10 protein-coding genes are annotated in these 19088 nt (G+C 36.2%); all 10 read right to left on the reverse strand.

Annotated elements, in window-relative coordinates; translation table 11 throughout:
- Window positions 1–1872 carry a sialidase/neuraminidase family protein gene (locus CJ739_RS04665; RefSeq protein WP_236951602.1) on the reverse strand — a complete coding sequence of 624 codons (1872 nt, stop codon included), beginning with the start codon at window positions 1870–1872 and terminating at the stop codon, window positions 1–3.
- Window positions 1869–2789, reverse strand: coding sequence for a glycoside hydrolase family 43 protein (locus tag CJ739_RS04670; RefSeq protein WP_117172914.1), 921 nt, complete (start codon window positions 2787–2789; stop codon window positions 1869–1871). The genes CJ739_RS04665 and CJ739_RS04670 overlap by 4 nt, the downstream gene beginning before the upstream one ends.
- Before the next feature lie 173 nt (window positions 2790–2962).
- Window positions 2963–4540, reverse strand: a complete 1578-nt coding sequence (locus CJ739_RS04675) for a glycoside hydrolase family 28 protein (RefSeq protein WP_117172916.1) — start codon at window positions 4538–4540, stop codon at window positions 2963–2965.
- 14 nt (window positions 4541–4554) lie between these two features.
- Window positions 4555–5979, reverse strand: coding sequence for a glycoside hydrolase family 140 protein (locus tag CJ739_RS04680; RefSeq protein ID WP_117172918.1), 1425 nt, complete (start codon window positions 5977–5979; stop codon window positions 4555–4557).
- An 85-nt stretch (window positions 5980–6064) separates the two neighbouring features.
- Window positions 6065–9253 carry a DUF6298 domain-containing protein gene (locus CJ739_RS04685; RefSeq protein WP_205419389.1) on the reverse strand — a complete coding sequence of 1063 codons (3189 nt, stop codon included), beginning with the start codon at window positions 9251–9253 and terminating at the stop codon, window positions 6065–6067.
- A 34-nt stretch (window positions 9254–9287) separates the two neighbouring features.
- Window positions 9288–10994, reverse strand: a complete 1707-nt coding sequence (locus tag CJ739_RS04690) for a polysaccharide lyase (RefSeq protein ID WP_117172920.1) — start codon at window positions 10992–10994, stop codon at window positions 9288–9290.
- A 38-nt stretch (window positions 10995–11032) separates the two neighbouring features.
- The gene (locus tag CJ739_RS04695; protein WP_236951603.1) at window positions 11033–11695 is read right to left on the reverse strand and encodes a DUF3826 domain-containing protein; all 663 of its coding nucleotides are present in this window, start codon (window positions 11693–11695) and stop codon (window positions 11033–11035) included.
- 25 nt (window positions 11696–11720) lie between these two features.
- Window positions 11721–13424 (reverse strand): pectate lyase family protein, encoded by a 1704-nt coding sequence (locus CJ739_RS04700; protein WP_205419390.1) that lies wholly within the window; start codon window positions 13422–13424, stop codon window positions 11721–11723.
- 183 nt (window positions 13425–13607) lie between these two features.
- On the reverse strand, window positions 13608–15560 hold the full coding sequence (locus CJ739_RS04705; protein WP_117172926.1) for a RagB/SusD family nutrient uptake outer membrane protein: 1953 nt from the start codon (window positions 15558–15560) through the stop codon (window positions 13608–13610).
- Between the two features lie 30 nt (window positions 15561–15590).
- On the reverse strand, window positions 15591–18950 hold the full coding sequence (locus CJ739_RS04710; RefSeq protein WP_117172928.1) for a SusC/RagA family TonB-linked outer membrane protein: 3360 nt from the start codon (window positions 18948–18950) through the stop codon (window positions 15591–15593).
- Between the last annotated feature and the right edge of the window lie 138 nt (window positions 18951–19088).

Genomic DNA, 19088 nt, shown 5'->3' on the forward strand with positions numbered 1-19088 from the left:
CTACAGCTTTTTTGTAATTAATGATTTTATATTAAATACAGCCTCAGGAATGCTTGCGCCCGTAAAAGGCACATCATCATAATTTGGGGTATCTACGGGAGTATCTGGGTTTGGATAGTAACGTTGTTCACCTGTACGGAACATGACACGCGAGATGCCATCGGTAGGCATAAAAAATATACCTCTAGTTTCCTTATCGCCATTAACGCTAAACGTATATGAACGTGCGGCGGCATCTAAGGATATATTTATAGTATATTCTTTACCAGCTTCGTAAGGCATGATATTTCTTAGGCGATAGCCCGCTTTGTGTTTCAGATAACCATCGGAATCGAAAATAAATCTAACCGAAGGTAATCCTTGTTTATTTTGAAACTCCACTTCCATCATACCATGATCATTTTGCTCTGGTTTTACGGTAAAACTAGCTTGCATTTTTTCAGCAAACGGAATAACACGCTCTACACGAGGATAATCGAAAGGATCTTGATCGCGAAGTGTTAACCATTTTTCATTATCCTTTTTCTCTATTTTTGCCGACCCCCATGAGAGATCATACGTATTCCAAAGCTTTAATTCTTCGCCATTTGGAAGTATATTGAAAACATCGTTAACATCATCATTTACAACACTCGTAACAGGTACAGGTACCGAAGCAACCCAAATATCTTCTTTGTTCATACTGTAAGTTAACCACATGTTTCCATCAGACGGTGTGCCGTTACCTTCTACGATACCACGCACATATTGTGGCCCGTGCGATTTATAAGCACCTCCATAACGTAACCGGGATATTTCGCCATGAACCAATAGTAAATCGGTATAATTCAATCCATCATTACTGGTAGAGACAGCCAATGGCCAACGAAACTCCGAAGGATTATAAACCGTAGCATAACGATCATCGGATGTTTTTTGTCCCCAAATTTTGGCATTGCTATTTACAAAACCTGGTGCTCTTAAAGCATCATATTGCCATGTTTTACCGTTATCGGTACTCATAGACGTTAAGGCATGTTTCCATAAACCAACAACACGACCGTCTGGAATATGGTAATAACTAAAGGCTTTGTATTCTTTTTTAAGCGGAATTAATGGATCGTCTCTATCGGCTTCTTCTACCCATTGCTGCATCATTAATGGAGTTGCCATTAATTCTTCACATGCTTTTTTAAAGCCTTTATCTTTGCTTTTAGTATAAAATGGATAGGCTGATTTTGAAGCATCCCACGATTTATTATAACGAATAAAGTAAATAGGACCAAAACTGCCGTCTTTATAGATTTCTCGAATTACCCGACCAATACCTTTTCCATCATTCGGGTCGTCGTGTGGTTCCATGACAATGCCATAATAGGCTAATGTGAAAAATCTATTGTCTGATGATGTAAAAAAGCCCATACGCTGGTGCATAACTGCTTTTAAGTTTTTTGCAACGGCGTCTACGCCTTCCTTAACATAACCATCTGGAATATGATACATAGGAAATACTACTTTTGGGAAACTCCAGTTTTCGCCATCTTTTGATGTTTGTAAAAACGATTGACTTGGCGGAATATGCTCGCCCACTGGGTCGCTTAAATATTGCACAAAAAAGGTATGGTTCCAATAAGCAATATTAGGTGCATGGTTGTAGGTCCATCCAAAACCATCCGATTTTTCAGGATGCTCCCGACTGGCGCGCATTATTTGTGTAGCATGCACACCAACAGCTGGACTTAATTGCCCATGGTGGTAATCGATATTTGATACCGTTTTTCCAATATATCTTATAGTGTCTTGCTGCGCCTGTAAAACCAAAGTTCCAAAAGCAAATAACACCTGTGTCGTACTAATTGTATGGCGTTTTATTTTTTTTAATACTCTAATCATTTCTCTTTACTTTTCTCTATTAAACCTTTTAAAATACGTTTTGAAATGGTCGTAATGGTACCATGCTTATGCCCTTCTGGGAGTTTTATTTTGGCAGATAGATCCTCAAATGTTTTAAAGTCTTGAGTCCGTACGGCTTTATAATTTTTCTCTCCGTAATTATCGTAATAAATCATGTATTTCCCATCCTGCTGTAACACGGTGGGGCCTTCGGATAAAAACCCCGTGTATGGCTCTGAAATATTTTCAAAAGGTCCTAAAGGCGACTTCCCAAAGGCTACTTTTAGATTTCTATTTGGTCTTGTATTGTCTTTTATAATTAAAGCATAATCATCTTTTCCGCGCTTTACAATCACACAATCAATCACGCTAAATCCTGGGTCTAAAAATAATTTAGTATCTGAAAAGGTTTTAAAATCTTTCGTCGTTACATAATACATGCGGTGGTTGTTGTTTTCATCCTCAATACCTTTTTCAAAACGAAATGGGATTGTTGATGCCCAAATAATGATGTATCGGTCTTCATCTTCATCATAAAAGATTTCGGGTGCCCAAACATTAACCACATCGGGTTCATGTGCCATAACTGGAATGTATTGCTGTTCGCTCCAGTTTATCAAATCTTTTGAACTGGCATAGCCAAAACCATTACCACCTTTCCAATCGGTTGTCCAAACCATGTGGTAAGTCTTGTCTTTTCCTTTTACAATGGATGGATCGCGCATAATTTTACTAGCGCCTGTTTCTGGTTTTAAATAAGGCCCTTTTAAATCCTCCCAATGATAACCGTCTTCGCTATATGCCAAATACAACCCTTCGGTTGCTGGCTCTCTAAAAGACGTAAAAAGGTAAACCTCTTTTATTGAAGCACAATTAAACAAACTAACCAAAAGAATTAATACCAGTATTTTTTTCATATGTTTATATTAAAGTTGAAAAGACTCAAAGTTCCAAAGACTCAAAGTTTCAAAGATTCATCACCCACAACTTACAACTCATCACTCACAACTCATAACTCATAACTCACAACTCATAACTCATAACTCATAACTCATAACTCCTAACTCATAACTCATAACCCGAATGTTTTTTATTCTATATTAATCGGGTATTTCAAATCATTCCCTTTTTTCAATACCGTTTCTACGTTTTCAAAAACGTTATTCTTTAAATAAATAGCTTGTGTTTCTGTACCATTTGCCTCCAAAAACACTTGGGTTTTATACATAGGGAAATTGTTATTTATCATGGCATTCGAAACGTTATCTAATTTTATGATGGGTGTATCTTTTATAGGTGTTTGGGTCGAAACATTATCTAAAATGATGTTTTTGACATTCTCAATTTTGAAAGAAGCCCCAAGCGTTGTGTTTACTTTTACATCGTGAAACTCCACATCGGTAGCCGTGTGAATTGAGAACCCTTCTTTAGCATCCATATTTATGTTTGAAAATGATAAATTATGGACTGGCATTTCTGGAATTCCTATAACACGCCCCGCCGTATTTACATTAGTTCCTGTAACATTGCTGATATGAATATTTCTAAAAATAGGTGTTCTTTCCGAAACAGGCTCTTCAACAGTGTTTTTATCGTAAAACAGGTTCAGCATAAAGGCTTCCTGTTTGATGTTATTCATCACAATATTAGACACACGAATCTCTTCAACCACACCACCTCTACCACGAGCTGCTTTTAATCGGATGCCTCTATCGGTACCGTCGAACACGCAATTGGCAATAGTGATTTTTTTGATACCTCCAGACATCTCGCTGCCTATAACGACGCCACCATGACCACTTAACATGGTACAATTGGTAATGGTTACATTTTCGGTAGGTGTTGCCCATTTTCTACCATCGGCATCACGACCTGATTTTATGGTAATACAATCATCACCCACACTAATATGGCAGTTCGAAATGTGCACATTTTTACATGAGGTTGGATTGATACCATCCGTATTTGGTGAATACGGATTAAATATGGTAACGCCATCAATAGTGACATTATCGCAAAACGCAGGATTAATAGTCCAAAACGGTGAGTTTTGAATAGTGACACCTTCTATTCTAACGTTTTTACAATTAAATGCTTGAAATAATGGCGGGCGATGAAACAAATAACTTCTGGTTCTAGCATAATAAGGAGCTGTTTCTAAATCGGCATTGGCTTCTTGCGTCATTTTTTGATACTTGGTAAGTTCCAATTTCTCTTTAGAAGATTCAATACGCCAAATTTCCTTCCACCACGCTTCCCCTTGTCCGTCGATAGTTCCACGACCTGTTATGGTAACATTTTCAACATCTTTGGCATACAGTAATGGCGAAAAACTTTTCATAACCGTACCTTCCCAACGCAATTGCACAAAAGGTAAATAATGGTCAAAATTGGTTGAAAACTTCAAAACCGAACCCGCATCCAAATGCAATGTTATGTTGTTTTTAAGTCTTAAGGCACCTGTTAAATAGTGGCCCGCAGGAAAATAAATAGTGCCTCCGCCATTTTTTTCGGCTTTATCAATGGCTTTTTGAATGGCTTCAGTACACAGAACGCCTTTATTATTTCCACCTTCTTTTAAAATATTCAACCACCCATTTGCTGCCGAACTTACAGAAACAAACGCAGTTAAAACACTTATACAAATAACTAAAAACAGCTTTTTCATTATCTAAATTCTATTTATTTTGAAGTTAAAATTAGCACCCAATCGTTTCCATCAACTTGTTCTCCTGATGGATCAAAATCCTGAACACCTTCATTTTTAAAAGTTCCTATTTTGGTAATTTCACCATTTTTAGGATTGTACCACGAAGCTTCAACGTCATTTCCTTTAATTTTACCCATATTTACAGATATGGTTTTTCCGTTATAAGTGTAAAACAGTGCATAGTCTTCACCTCTGGTTGCTGCTATATAATCGTATTTTTCACCTTGATTAGCGACTAAACTTGCATCTGGAATGCGATTAAAATAATCGTATTTCAACATTAAGTCTTTCACATAGACCATTTGTTTAGCACCAGGATCATTTAATGCCTCTAACCAATATGTTTTGCTTCCGTAGGCTTCTGGCTTTGTATGGTTTTCGTGCATTTGCATGACGTGATTATTACCATAGGTAAAACCCGCTCCACCTGCAAAAACAGACCAATAGGCGTAACGGCGTAAATCGTTATCGTTCCATAAAGGTTGCAAGGTATCGTGCAAACCTTGGGGGATACCTTCGTACGATGGTTCGCCATCTAACGTTGGTTTTGTGGGTTTTAGATTGAAATCGACTTGAACAAATTTGTAATTGTCTTGTCCATAAGCGCGTTCGGTATCATCTTGATCATAACGACGGTGGCCTGATTGAAACATGTTAAAATCTAACCAATTTTCATTATGAAAATCATCGGAAGAATCGGTGCGTCCACGCGGATGGAAAGTTATTAATCGTTCAGGATTTTCAGCATGCAAAATTTCACCAATGGCATTCCATGTTTCGGTATTTTCATTTCCAAAAGTATCGCCTCCATTTAACCAAACGATATTTTTTCTGTCTTTATAACGTTCGGCTAAAAAAATTGCATAGGTTTTAGCCTGCTCTAAAGTTACTTTACCCTCGCTAATTGGCGACCCCCAAATAGGTACCATACCTAAGTACAATCCTTTTTCTTCGGCAACATCTAAAGCGTAATCTACATGATCCCAGAAATCGTAAGCTTCAGCATCATTAAAATCGGCGCCTTCGATTACTAAAGGCTTAGACAAATCTTTGTTTACCACTGCCGAATCACCATAAACATTGGCAACTTCCAAAGAATGCATCGTCATAATTTGAATAACATTATAACCTTTTTGTTTCCTGTCTTCAAAATAGGCATCAATTTCATCTCTATTTAACTTATTAAAAGCCAACCAACCCGTATCTCCCAGCCAAAAAAATGGTTTTCCATCTTCTGTTTGAAAGTAATGTCCGTTAGCAGAAACTTGTAATTGCTGTATACCTACTGTTTCTGGCTGAATTTCTACCTGTTCTTTTTTGGTTTCTTTACAAGAAACTATTAACGCCACTAAACTAGCCGCTATAAAAATTTTAAAGGGTTTTATCTTTTTAGTCATTAGTTGGTGATTATTTATTAACTGTTTTTTTTTAAATGTATACTTATATATAAGTGTGTATAATGCCAATTGGGTGACAGAAAACTTATTTCTTTTTTATAAAGACTGCTTTTGCTTGCACTGATGGAGCTAACAATGTTTGTATTGTGTTTCCTTTAATCATTGTTTTTGAAATAACATCACCACTAGATAAATCAATCCAAAACACTTCATAAGTTCCTTGAAAATTAGATAAATCCAACGTTATCGTTTTTGTATTTTTCAGATAAAAAAGATATGATTCCCCCTTGTTTTCTAAAGTCCAAAAATTGCTATTGACATTTTGATTTTCATCCACTTTCATTTCAGATAGAGCTTTGTAAAAACCAGAGATTTCTATATTAGGAATATTTGCCAATGAACCTCCTGCCATTAAAATAGGCCATCCAAACCTTGGTGATGCGTTCGTTGAATATAACACCACTTTTTGAGGATATTTAGAGCGGTATTCCCTAACAGCTCTATACACTTGTTCTTCGGTTTCTTTACCGGTTTTCATTTTACGGGCATGTTGTCTTGGCGCTAAGTTTTTACCGCCTTCGGGCGCATAAGCAGTCCCGTCTTCGCGGTAATGCCAATAGCGAATATCAATTAAATCGACTGTTTTTGAATATTTAGCATCATCTAATATGGCATCTTGCACATCTTTGGTGGCGCTTAAACCAATAATACCCTTACCTGAAGTTTCATCTCTCCATTTTGCAACCTCATCCAACCAAAATTGCATAAAATGAAGTGGTCCTGTATATTCGGCACTGGTAAGCTGAATGACATTACTATTATCATGAAAATTCTCTAGAGATTTTCTTATGAATTGCTGGTGCAGTTTTTTTCTGTTTTCATTAGAAACATCATAAAACTGTTCTGCCATAAAAATACGTTTATCGCCAGCATAAGGCACTGGCTCTGGAAAACCTGTATCATTTATATTATTTGCAGAACGCCAAGGCGAACTTGACCAATGCGCTCCTGCTTCTAAAATATTATGCTGAAAATATTGCTGATTAATTAACAACTGCCCCTTAGATTCAGCTAAATTGGCGAAACTATCCAACCGATTCCAATACCAATCGTTGTATTTTGTTAAATCGTATTTACTTAAATGATCCCAAGCCAAACCTTGTCCCGTTCTTGCAAAAGGTTGTTCGTAAAAAGGTGGCCAAACATCGGCATCGATTCTACGAGTTCGCTCGTGGTCGTCCATGCGGCGTTCGTACCATAAACCGTAATTATGTTCTAAAGCAACGATGTTTTTTTTACTGAAATAATCAACAACCTCCTCTAAATTATCAGTAAATCCAGTACCTATTCTACCCGGCACAAATCGAGTGACATGCGCTGAAGCATTTTTAATATCATGGGCTCTTAAGCTACCTCGCCACCACTGAACATTTGCTTGTTTTCCTGCAATAATTTTTCCGTTAGAGGTTAGCCAACCGTTTTTTATTTCAACTTTTGACTTATTATTTTTTTCGCTACTTCGACTCCGCTCAGCACTAGTTTCGCGGATGGTATTCAGTTTTAAATCATTAATAGATTTTAGTTTTGACGTATTAACAGGAATTGCATTTGATTTTGATACGTGTTGAATCCATTCTGGTAAACTAATGATAGGCTTTAATGCTTCTTTTGTTAATTCTTCAGCTTGTTCTAAAGTAGGACTTGTTGATGGTTCGGAGCCCATATCGAACACATAAGGATCCATAGGGAGCTTTTCCAATCGATTTTCTAATTGGGCGTAAAACAAGCTTCTTGGGGTAATGTGGTTATTTACATCTTTCCAATGACCATTACCTGTCATGATACCGCCCCAAACACCAAACGCCCAATTTTGAGCTGTTGGCGGACTATAACAAGTTATTTTTGATGCCGACGTTTCCCAAATAACGCTATTGGCGGCAGACCAACCAGCTCCTCTTCCGTATTGTCCACGATTTTCATAACTTAAAGCGTCTCCATCAATTTTTACAATATCGAAAAGCACACCTGTTGCCCAACTGCCAATAGTGCCACTATCACTAAAAGGCATAACCGATTCGCATTGCACAAAAGCGTTGGGTCCTGTGGTACCAAAACCACCCACCGCAAAATCGTGATAACCATTTTCTGAATAGCAACGCTGAAACAATGTTTGTTGTCCTTCGGTGTAAAATGTGTGTCTTCGAAATGCGGCAATCTCGGAAACAGGTTCGGTGGAAATACAATCTTCAACCGTAATTTGTTGCGCTGTCTTTAATAACGAGACCGCAGAACCTGCTAAATGCTTAAAATTGACTTGACGTACCCAAGCATTTTTAACATGCTCCATACTAATACCAAACCAGCGATGCATGTCATCTTTTACATTTGAAGCATCAAAAGTTGATTTCATTGCTAGGTTTTCTATTCCAACCCGTTCAATTCTTCCTTGCCAAGTATATGAAATGATGTTTGCTTTTCCGTAAGCATCATCCAACGCCATGGTTAGAGGTGCATTAAGTGTGACTTCATTTCCGTTTATGTTTGTAACAACTCGGTTCCAAGATATATCCCAATCTCTGGTTTTCCATCCAATCCAACCTGTTTCACCTCCAAAGTCTTGCATTTGCAATGCCTTAATCCATGTTTCAGTTAAAGGTTTTTTTATAATTATTTCATCGGAAACTTTTAGTTGGGTCGCGTTTTTTATCTGAATTTTAGTAGCACCAAGCGGTGTAAAAGATGTTTCGAAATCCAACGTATCCCTGTACTTTTTATCATCAACGCCTACAACCCGAATTAAAGCTTCACGGCTAATGCCTGTGCCTAAAAGTAGTGTTTCGTTATCGGCGTTTCCGCTTCCTCTTAAAACAACCCCCGATTTTTTAATGTATAACGTCCCGTTAATTTTAAATGTGCCTTTATCTAAAAGTACAGCGCCACGAAATCCTGAGGCATTGGCTTTTAAATTACCCACATAGTCAATAGCTGCTTGTATTTTTTGAGTAGCATCTTCGGTTTGATTTGGCACAAAGATTTTGGCTTCAACATTTGGAATGGCTTTTTCGGATGCCATATACCCAGCATATGAAAAATCTGGTATTTGATTCCCTAAACTATCGGCAACATGTACAATGTCCCCATTTTTATTTTTCACAATATCTGGAAACCTGTTTTGGGCAAATCCGTTATTTACAACAAAAAACAACGCTATACTTGATAAAATAAATTTATCTTTTTGATAAAAAACGATGTTTTTGAGAGAGATAAAATTCATCTTCAAGAAGTCTTAACAATTACTATTTTTGAAATTATTGCAATAAACCGTTTGGCAGTTTTGCCAAAGTATCGGTATTGTTTTCAGATTTAGTCCAATCTATTTTCTGAATTGGATTGATACCATTTATATATTTTTCAATATTGGTATAACCATCACCATTCAAATCTTTGTTAGCATCGGAAGCGTCTTTAGGGTTTAAACCATATTTTTTCTCCCAAGCATCAGACATACCATCGTTATCCGAATCTTTATAAGGTTTTCCTTTATATTCTGGATAACCGCCTACTTGATCTGGATGCGTTATAATTCCTTTTTTATAAGAATCGGCAGGCAAACGTCTTTTAATAAACTCTTTACCAATGGTATTTTCCAATCCTTCTTTGTAGTTAATTTCACCTGTTTTAACATAGTTAATCACCCGTGTATCAACGGCATCTCGTTTAGGTAAAGTGGCACCAACATTATTTAAAACAAAATCGTAAGCCTGTTCTGTATCCATAATGGTAAGATGCGGCATTTCAAATGGTTGATCTTGTTTAATTAATTCTAAGTATTCTTTAGCTTCTTCAAGCGAACGGTCTTCAATTTGCACCCCACCATTCCAGTTATTTGCTGTTACACTTGGTACACCTTCAACAATATTCCCAGAAACATAGGCCCTCCCAAAAGTTTTTGGTACCATATAACCCGATTCAGGTTTTAGTATTCTGTAACGAATTGGTTCATCGTCCGGCGTTATTGGCCCTGGTTTGAAATAGTTATTGATGATGTTAAACATAGAACGGTAATCGCCACCATCTAACGAGCGGTTCCACCAATTAAACAACACATTATTTACAAAATTAAAACTCCCATACATGCCTATTGAAGGGTTTCTAGAAATATTATTCGCCCATAAATTACGAATAAATGTACTATTTAAACCGCCGATAGTACTGCCAAAAGCATGGTTATAGGTATCCAACCCTTCAGATGATATGGTATTTTGAATGGTAACGTTAACTGCGGGTAATTTTTCTAATTTTGATTTTTCGTTGGCTTGAAATTGGTGTCTGTACAATGAAATATTTTCATCTAAGCCCCAACTTACCGAACAATGATCGATGATAACGTTTCCTATGACGTTGCCGCCTAAAGCATCGTCTCTTCTGGTGACATCGGTAGCACCTCTACGAAAACGCATGTGACGGATGATGATGTCGTGCGTATCCAACAACAACGATTCACCGGCAATACAAATACCGTCGCCTGGCGCAGTTTGACCAGCTATGGTAATATAAGGTGCACGCACACTAATAGGTTTTTTCAACTGAATGATTCCAGACACGTTAAACACAATAGTTCTAGCGCCCAGGGCTTCACAGGCTTCCCTAAAAGTGCCTTTTCCGCTATCTTCTAAACTGGTCACTACAAATATTTTACCTCCACGACCACCAGGTGTAAAGGCACCGCCGCCTTCAGCTCCTGGAAAAGCAGGAATGGCTGCCTTAATAAGATCGCCTGGGTACGCTGCCCAAGGAATGTAAGGACGGCCTTGCTTAGATTCTTCTTTAATGATATGATAATTACTTTCCCAAATGTCTTGCAATCTTTTGTCTTCTTTAGCTAAAACAGAATCTGTTTTTGCTTGAAGTGATTCTGGGATTTCTGGGTATTGTGCAAATGCCGATTGTACTCCTGTACAAATTACCAGAACAATAAACACTTGTTTTATGATACTATTTGTTGAAGTTTTCATTTTCGGAAATTATGATGTTTAAAAAGTTAAACGGTAACTTATTGATTGGATTCGGCTTTTTTGCGTTCCTCAATACGCTCATACCAACCGTCTCTTTCTTTTTCTAAATCGTACCCTCGTGCTGATAAATAGTTGTTGATTCTTCCTTTGTATTTACCAAACCAAGCATGTTTTTCTTTTGAAGAACCACCATCTATGGCTTTTTCTCTTGCTTCTTTTAAGTTATTATAAATATAATCTTTTTCCTCTTGGGTTAAACTCGGTATCATTTCTAAAAAAGCGGCATATGTTTTAGGTAACACACCATAAGTCATACCGTCTTTAACTTCATCAACTTTGTCTGAACTTAATTGAGCAGATAATTTTTTTAAATACGACTTATGTAATTTGGCAATTGATTTATCTGTGTTGGATTTTAATTTATCTATTTTAGAATTTTGCTTTTCTTTTGATACATCATCTTTTTTTAAAGCTTCTATTTTAGCATCCCTTTCATCCTGTAACTTACTTAGGTTACGGTATTGTTCTGCTATAATATTGGTAACTGCCTGTTCTTTTTCAGGGTTTTCCAACTTCAATTCATCTACAATTTTAGCAGCACGTTCGTTTGTTACTTTTATATATTCAGGATCTAAATGTTGTTGTGCCTGAATATTTACAAAAGCTAAAAGCAGAATACTTAAACTTATTTTTCTTAACATGATTTTTATTTTTTTTAAATGAACCTTATTTTAAAAGTGGCTCATTTAAAGTTTCTTTATTGTTTTTTAGGTCTTTCCAATTAATTTTTTTCTTCGGATTAATCCCGTTTATATAATCTTCAATATTGGTATAGCCATCTTTATTTAAATCGCCTTTTGCATCGGAAGCATCATTGGGATTTAATCTATATTTTTCTTCCCAAACATCTGGCATACCATCTTTATCAGAATCTAAGTATGGTGTTCCTTTGTACTCTGGGTAACCTCCTACTTGGGCAATATCTGTGATGATACCGTTTTTATAAGAATCGGCAGGTAAACGTCTGTGTTTAAATTGGTAAAACGAGTCTGGATCTAAACCCTCAACATATTCTGGTTTTCCAGTCTTAACAGTTCTAACAATTCTTTGGTCTACAGCATCTCTAATTGGCAGTGTAGCACCGACGTTTTTCAATACAAAATCGTAAGCTTTATCGGCTGTCATGATATTTCTAAACCAAGGCATCGGAAATGGCTTGTTAGTTTTCATGGCAGGGAAATATGATTTAGCTTCATCAAAAGTCATTAATTCGCCATCTTTTCCTTCTATTTGAACACCACCAGCCCAATTATCGTTAGTTATTTTATCATTGTTCTCTACAATATTACCATCTACATAAGCTCTACCAAAAACCATATGATCTAAATCACTTCTTCCTGCTTCGGGTTTTAATATTCTATATCCTATGGGCGCATCTTTTGAAGTAACGGGTCCTGGTTTAAAATAGTTGTTTATGATGTTGTAGGTTGCTGTGTAATCGCCACCATCTACCGATCTATTGCTCCAGTTGAATACCACATTATTTACGAAATTGAAAATACCATTCCATCCAATAGATGGATTTCTACCAGCATTATTTGCCCACATATTTCTAATAAAAGCACAATTTTCACCGCCTAAGGTGCTTCCAAAAGCATGGTTGTAAGTATCTAAAGCTTCTCCAAATAAACTGTTTTGAATGGTGATATTAACAGTTGGTTTCTTTTCATCTTTATAATTGGCTCCAGGACTGTACATGTGTCTGTAAATAGACATATTCTCGTCTAATCCCCAAGTTGCAGAAACATGGTCAATCATGATATTCCCTACAGGATTTCCACCAATAGCGTCGTCCCTACGACCCACAAAGGTATCGCCTCTACGAAAACGCATATGGCGAATAATAACATCGTGCGTATCAATCCAAACAGATTCTCCAGCAACACAGATACCATCGCCAGGTGCTGTTTGACCAGCTATAGTTAAGTAAGGTGCGCGGATGATTAAGGGTGTTTTAAGTTTGATGATACCAGCAACATTAAAAACAATGATTCTAGCGCCACCTTTCTCACAAGCTTCACGAAGTGTTCCTGGGCCTCTATCTTCAAGACTTGTTACCGTATAAACGTTACCACCACGGCCTCCAAAAGTGTACATACCACCACCTTCGGCTCCTGGAAAAGCGGGTATATCTGCTTGTGGTAAATCGGTTGGTCTTCCCGCCCATGGAAGATATGGTTTTCCTTGTTTTTCTTCTTGCTCTACAATTATTTTAGCTTTTTCCCAAGCTTCATCGGAGCTCTTGTAAGCCTCAGCTTTAACGGCTTCTTCTTTTGCTCTATCTTCTGCAGTAAGCTGTGGGTATTGTGCATAGGTACTAGTTGCTATTAAAAACAACATACATAAAATAAAATTACTCTTTCTCATCATCTTTTTTTTATGGAACTCATCTTGACTTTTTCTATTTCCTAAAAAACAAAAAAGTCAAGACAAGCTCATTATTTGTATTACCATTTACATGGCAAACTTTTTAGTTTTAAAAAAAATACCTGTATTTAAAACAAATACAGGTATTTTCATTTTAAATAATTAATCTATATTAATTACTCCAAATTAGTTAAGTGGATTAAATGAACCTCCCCAACCTTGTGTTTGTTGCAAATAGGGTGCCGTTTCTAATAATTGCTGATAAATTCCAAAGAAATAATACTCGTTATACCATTTAAAGGAAAAATTAGCAGAATCGACATCATCTCTTACTTGTACTTCAAAATGATTATCATACAAATAATCTACATATTGTTCATAACTAGTAATACCGCTTGGATAAGTTGTTGCTTCTCTACTAATAACTGGCGCACTGGCTCCTTTAAAAGGATCTGGAATACCTATATACAATGTAGATTCATTTCTTTTAGCAAAAGTATAATAACCTTGTCTTCTAGAACCTTCAATAGGTGTTTGGTTTAATCTTGTACAAGTATTATTATCATCATTAAAAAGCAACCACCTTCTTAAATCATGGAAACGCTTATTCTCATAAGCAAACTCAACTTTTCTTTCATTTATACAAGCTGCGAATAGTCCATCACGGGTCGATACACTGGCTAAACCATAATCACCGTCACCATTTGTTACACCAGCTCTTGCTCTAATAGATTTAATATAGCCTTTACCTTCTGACAGTTTATTTGCACCTACTGCAGATTCGGCAAGGTTTAATACCACCTCAGCAAAACGTATTTCCATATAATCATCACCATTATTTCTAAAACCGTTTGTATTACTTGATGTATTATTTGTAAATTTTCTTAAATAAATACCTGTAGCATTTTGGGATGTATTGGTTGCTACTTTTAAGGTTGTACTAGATGCTAGTGGATACCAATAGTATGTCCAATTTCTATAATTAGCATTACCTGCATATGGCCAAATACTACCATTATAAGCAAACGTATGATAAAAACGAGGGTCTCTATTTCTATAAAAATGATTCAAATTTCCGTTTGGATTATAAGGCGTACCATCTGCCATTGGAAAAGCATCTATTATATTTTTTGTAGGTGAAATACCTCCATTACCTCCTTGATCCCTAGATCTAGATTGATACTCTGTGTAATTATTTCTTTGAACTCCCGAAGTATTAGGTGCAAAATCATTAAAACCAAAGCTAAAAATAGACTCCATGCCATTATCTTTAAACCACATACCTTTCCAATCTGGATCAAGTCCTTTCCCTGCAGCAATACATACATTATAAGCTTCTAAATTAGCATCATAAGCACGTTGCCATCTAGTTTGATCGTCAGTTCTATTAAATAGCGGACTTGCCCAAGTTAGCAATACACGCCCTTTTAAAGCTGCTGCTGCTGCTGCTGTAATCCTACCTGCTTCTGCTGCTGTATAAGGTCTTGCATTTTCTAGTAATGATTGAGACATTTCCAAATCGGATACGATTTGTTCTATAACTTCAGAAGAGGAACTTCTAGGTGTTTGTACACTTGGGTCATCAACATTAGCGGGTTGCGCTGTTAATACTAATGGTACACCACCATATAGTCTTACTAATTCGAAATATTGCCATGCCCTCCAAAAATAAAACTGTCCTTTCACTTGATTTTTAAAATCTTGCTCAAGACCTGTATAATCATCTACATTATCTAAATATAAATTACAATATCTTATTCTAGACCATGTTGTATTTAAGGGACTTGAACCTAATCGTACCCCTAATGATTTCAAACAATGATTATTAACGTTTGAAATCTCTGTATATTCTTTATTCAAATCTGATTCACCTGCCACCTCATCTGAGGATTTAGCAAATAAATCTGGGCTACTGTGTTCACGTGCTGCTTTAGACCACATCGCCATGTTTGGATTATTGTCTGGTTGCATCATATAATACAAATAATCCAAATAACCATTAGCTAAAAATTCATCTTGATATATTCCAACGTTAACACTAGAATAATCTTTCTTTTCCTCAATAAAATCTGCACTACAACTACTTAAAAACACCATTATTAGGAGTGCTAGCAGACTATTTATTTTTATATTTTTCATTTTAAATTATTTTAAATATTTTAAATCTAATTAAAACCCTACATTAATTCCTAATGAATATGTTCTTAACACCGGATAACTATTATACGATCCGTAGGGTGTTAAGCCATAATCTTTGTAAGGATTGAACAAAATGAATGGATTCATTGCCACCAAATTCAGCCTAAAGCTACTAACACCTACTTTTTCAGTTAAGTTTTTAGGTATTGAGTAACTTAAGTTTATATTTCTCATAACTAAACTAAAACTACTTACTTGCCAAAACTTAGAACTTACAGTGTTTATTCCTCCTTCACTTTGACCTACATTATCATTAATAGATGACCCTGATAAGTTTGGAATGGTTCCATTAGGATTTAATTCTGGATGAAACATATCGGCCCAAAAAGCAGGTCTATTTTCATAATTACTACCTATACCAGTTGTTCTAAAAGGTGTTTTAGCTGAACCAACTTCTCTGTAGCCACCCCAGTTAACACTTAACACCGTATTTAAACTAAATCCTTTATAACCAACTCTAAAGGTAGAAGCAAAACCTTGAGGTCCTTTTGCACGTTTCTTTAACTGTATTTGATCAAACTCATTAATAATTCCATCTTTTTCTGCAAATGTTCTTGTCTCAGGATCCCAAGCACCTCTTACATCTCTATAATATAGCATCCCTGGTTTTAAATTAGCCGCAGCTACATTAAACACTTGAGTAATTCCTGTTTCAGCCAAATAGTTATCTATATCATCTTGTGTTCTAAACATCCCTAAATAATCGTAACCCCAGGCACCTCTATCGGAAGGTCCAGGTTGGTTGGGTTGCCATGGGTACCAATAGTCCGGATTTGCAAAATTTCCTTCAATAATATCATTATTATACCAACCTATATTTATATTAACCCCATAATTAAAATCCTCGCCAACATTATCATTCCATCCTAAGCCAATCTCTGTACCCCAAGTATCTCCTCTACCTGAATTAGAGGCAGCTGTTGCGCCACCTACAGAAAAAGGCACACCGGCATTCAAATTAACTAATAAATCTGTTCCTATATTGTAAAAAGTCTCGGCAGAGGCAGATAATCTATTGTCTAAAAACTTAGCTTCAAAACCAAAATTTGTTTTTAGCTCTCTACCCCATCTAACATCTCTATTTGCTTGTCCGCTATCTCTTAAACCATCTGATGCCGATAAGTTTCCTCCAAAAACGGCTCCTTCACCAGTACGAAAATCAAAATTTTGTCGCCATTGCCATGGTTTTATATCATCCTTACCTAGAAACCCTACAGAACCTCTAAATTTTAAATAATCAAAAACATTTGATTTAAAAAAACTTTCTTTTGAAATAATCCAACCTCCTGATATAGAGTAAAAATTACCCCAATAATTCTCTGGAGCAAATTTCGCAGAAGCATCCGATCTGAATAAAAACTCGCCATAATACCTACCATCATAATTATAATTAAATCGACCAATATAGCCTAAATCGCCAGATTCTCCGCGTCTATTAAACGTGTGTTCAGAATCTAAATCACCTGTAGCTTGCCAAAGCATTCCATCGGACCAATCTGGCACACCATATTTAATAATTCGCTCGGTATTAAACGTTCTTTCAGACCGCTCTATAGCAAACAAAGATGATATGCTGTGCTTTCCAAAATCACGCTCATAAGTCGCTTGAAAACGTGATTGCTTGGTACTACCACTACTGTTATCAAGAAGCATTCTATCATTATTTATAACTTGATAAACACTAACTTCGCCTTTATCATCTCTTTTAAAATCGTTTGTTCCCAAAGGTCCTGAACCATTTTCATATACAATATAAGTTTGTCCAATAGTGGTTCTAAAATCGGCTCCGGTAAATTCATAAAGATTATATATACTTCCTTTTTGGTTTCCTCTACCACTTGTTTCCTGGCGTGCGTAATTAGCCTTTAACTTTAAACCTTTAATAAAAGGCACTTCATATTCTACATTTATATTAACGCTTACATTATTATCTGTATTTTCTGATAAATTTTTCAATCTCAATAACTCACCATAATGAAATCCAATAATTTCATCAGCACCATCTGCCCCATTCAATACAGCTGGAAAACCATTTACATACATAGGTAAAAAAGGAGTTCTATTTTGTAATTGTCTAAAATCATCTTCAGTACTTTGATTTCCAATAGAACTTGCAGTTCTACTCACATCTGTAAAATAACCTGAAACCTGAAAATCAGCACTAAATCCTTTAGCTAATTTCACATTGGAGCCAGCTCTGAATGACCACCTATCATAATCTAACGACCCTAAATTACCGTCCTGTGTATAATATGATAATCCTCCAAAATAAGTTGCGTCGTCACTACCTCCTGTTAAATTAAGATTATGCCTTTGAGTTCCTGATGACGTCCAATACTCATCTAAAGCATTGTATTTTAATGTTTTAAAAAAATCCAACTCTGCTGGCGAAAAGAAAGCAGAATTATTTGGTTCAGGATCTGTTGGATCATAAGAATCGCCAATACCATTGCTTGGATTTATACTATTCATAATGTTAAATGTTTTACCGTATTGATAAGCATTCATCATTTTTGTTCTGTATGTTTCATCAGAAACAGAAAAATTACCACTATAAGAAAATTTGGCAGGTCCTTTTCTTCCTCGCTTTGTAGTTACCAAAACCACACCTTGAGCAGCTCTAGAACCATAAATAGCTGCTGAAGCATCTTTTAAAAACGAAATACTTTCTACTTCGGAAGCATCTAAATTATTAAACAATGTTGGGTCGCTATAACCTGTATTGGGATCTAATTGTATTACGCCATCTATAACATATAAAGGGTCTGTAGAAAGCGCATCTTTAGCTCTAATGTTATTGCCTCCTAACGGGTTACGAATAGTAATTTGAGCAGGTGCCCCTGGTCTTGACTCACCTCCAGTAATATTAACACCTAAAACACGTCCCACAAGTGCAGACGCTAAATTACCAACAGGAAGATCTTCAATCTCCGCAACATTAACGGTTGCAATAGAACCTGTAACCGCTTCTCTTTTTTGAGTCCCATAACCTACCACCACGACTTCATCCAGTGATTCGGTATCTTCTTTTAATGATGCATTAATAACCGACTTCCCTTCTACAGGCATCTCAAGTGTTTTCATTCCTATAAAAGAGAAAACTATGGTGCCTTTAGAATTTACAGTAAGGCTGTATTTACCATCAAAATCTGTAACAACACCGTTATTGGTGCCCTTCTCAATAACATTAACACCTGGTATAGGCACTCCTGAAAAATCTACCACAGTACCAGTGACATTTTTTTTATTGCTTGCATCTTGCGCAAAACCAGTCATACTTATCAGACTGAAAATCAACAAAATGAACGTATTGGTAAACGTTTTTTTCATACTTATTTGTTTAGTTTAATAATTGTTTAGTTTATTATGTTAATTAATAATCGATTACTCGATGATGGTAATTAAGTTGCTAATATTGCCAAATTAACAATAATTAAGTGTTATTTTTGTACGGCGACCAATTTTATA

Origin of the sequence: Mariniflexile sp. TRM1-10 (assembly GCF_003425985.1) — a bacterium.
GTDB lineage: Bacteria > Bacteroidota > Bacteroidia > Flavobacteriales > Flavobacteriaceae > Mariniflexile.

What these genes read in the sequence shown, in the direction of transcription:
- CJ739_RS04665 (WP_236951602.1), bottom strand. Translation starts at nt 1,872, where the DNA reads ATGATTAGAGTATTAAAAAAAATAAAACGCCATACAATTAGTACGACA.
- CJ739_RS04670 (WP_117172914.1), bottom strand. Translation starts at nt 2,789, where the DNA reads ATGAAAAAAATACTGGTATTAATTCTTTTGGTTAGTTTGTTTAATTGT.
- CJ739_RS04675 (WP_117172916.1), bottom strand. Translation starts at nt 4,540, where the DNA reads ATGAAAAAGCTGTTTTTAGTTATTTGTATAAGTGTTTTAACTGCGTTT.
- CJ739_RS04680 (WP_117172918.1), bottom strand. Translation starts at nt 5,979, where the DNA reads ATGACTAAAAAGATAAAACCCTTTAAAATTTTTATAGCGGCTAGTTTA.
- CJ739_RS04685 (WP_205419389.1), bottom strand. Translation starts at nt 9,253, where the DNA reads ATGAATTTTATCTCTCTCAAAAACATCGTTTTTTATCAAAAAGATAAA.
- CJ739_RS04690 (WP_117172920.1), bottom strand. Translation starts at nt 10,994, where the DNA reads ATGAAAACTTCAACAAATAGTATCATAAAACAAGTGTTTATTGTTCTG.
- CJ739_RS04695 (WP_236951603.1), bottom strand. Translation starts at nt 11,695, where the DNA reads ATGTTAAGAAAAATAAGTTTAAGTATTCTGCTTTTAGCTTTTGTAAAT.
- CJ739_RS04700 (WP_205419390.1), bottom strand. Translation starts at nt 13,424, where the DNA reads ATGATGAGAAAGAGTAATTTTATTTTATGTATGTTGTTTTTAATAGCA.
- CJ739_RS04705 (WP_117172926.1), bottom strand. Translation starts at nt 15,560, where the DNA reads ATGAAAAATATAAAAATAAATAGTCTGCTAGCACTCCTAATAATGGTG.
- CJ739_RS04710 (WP_117172928.1), bottom strand. Translation starts at nt 18,950, where the DNA reads ATGAAAAAAACGTTTACCAATACGTTCATTTTGTTGATTTTCAGTCTG.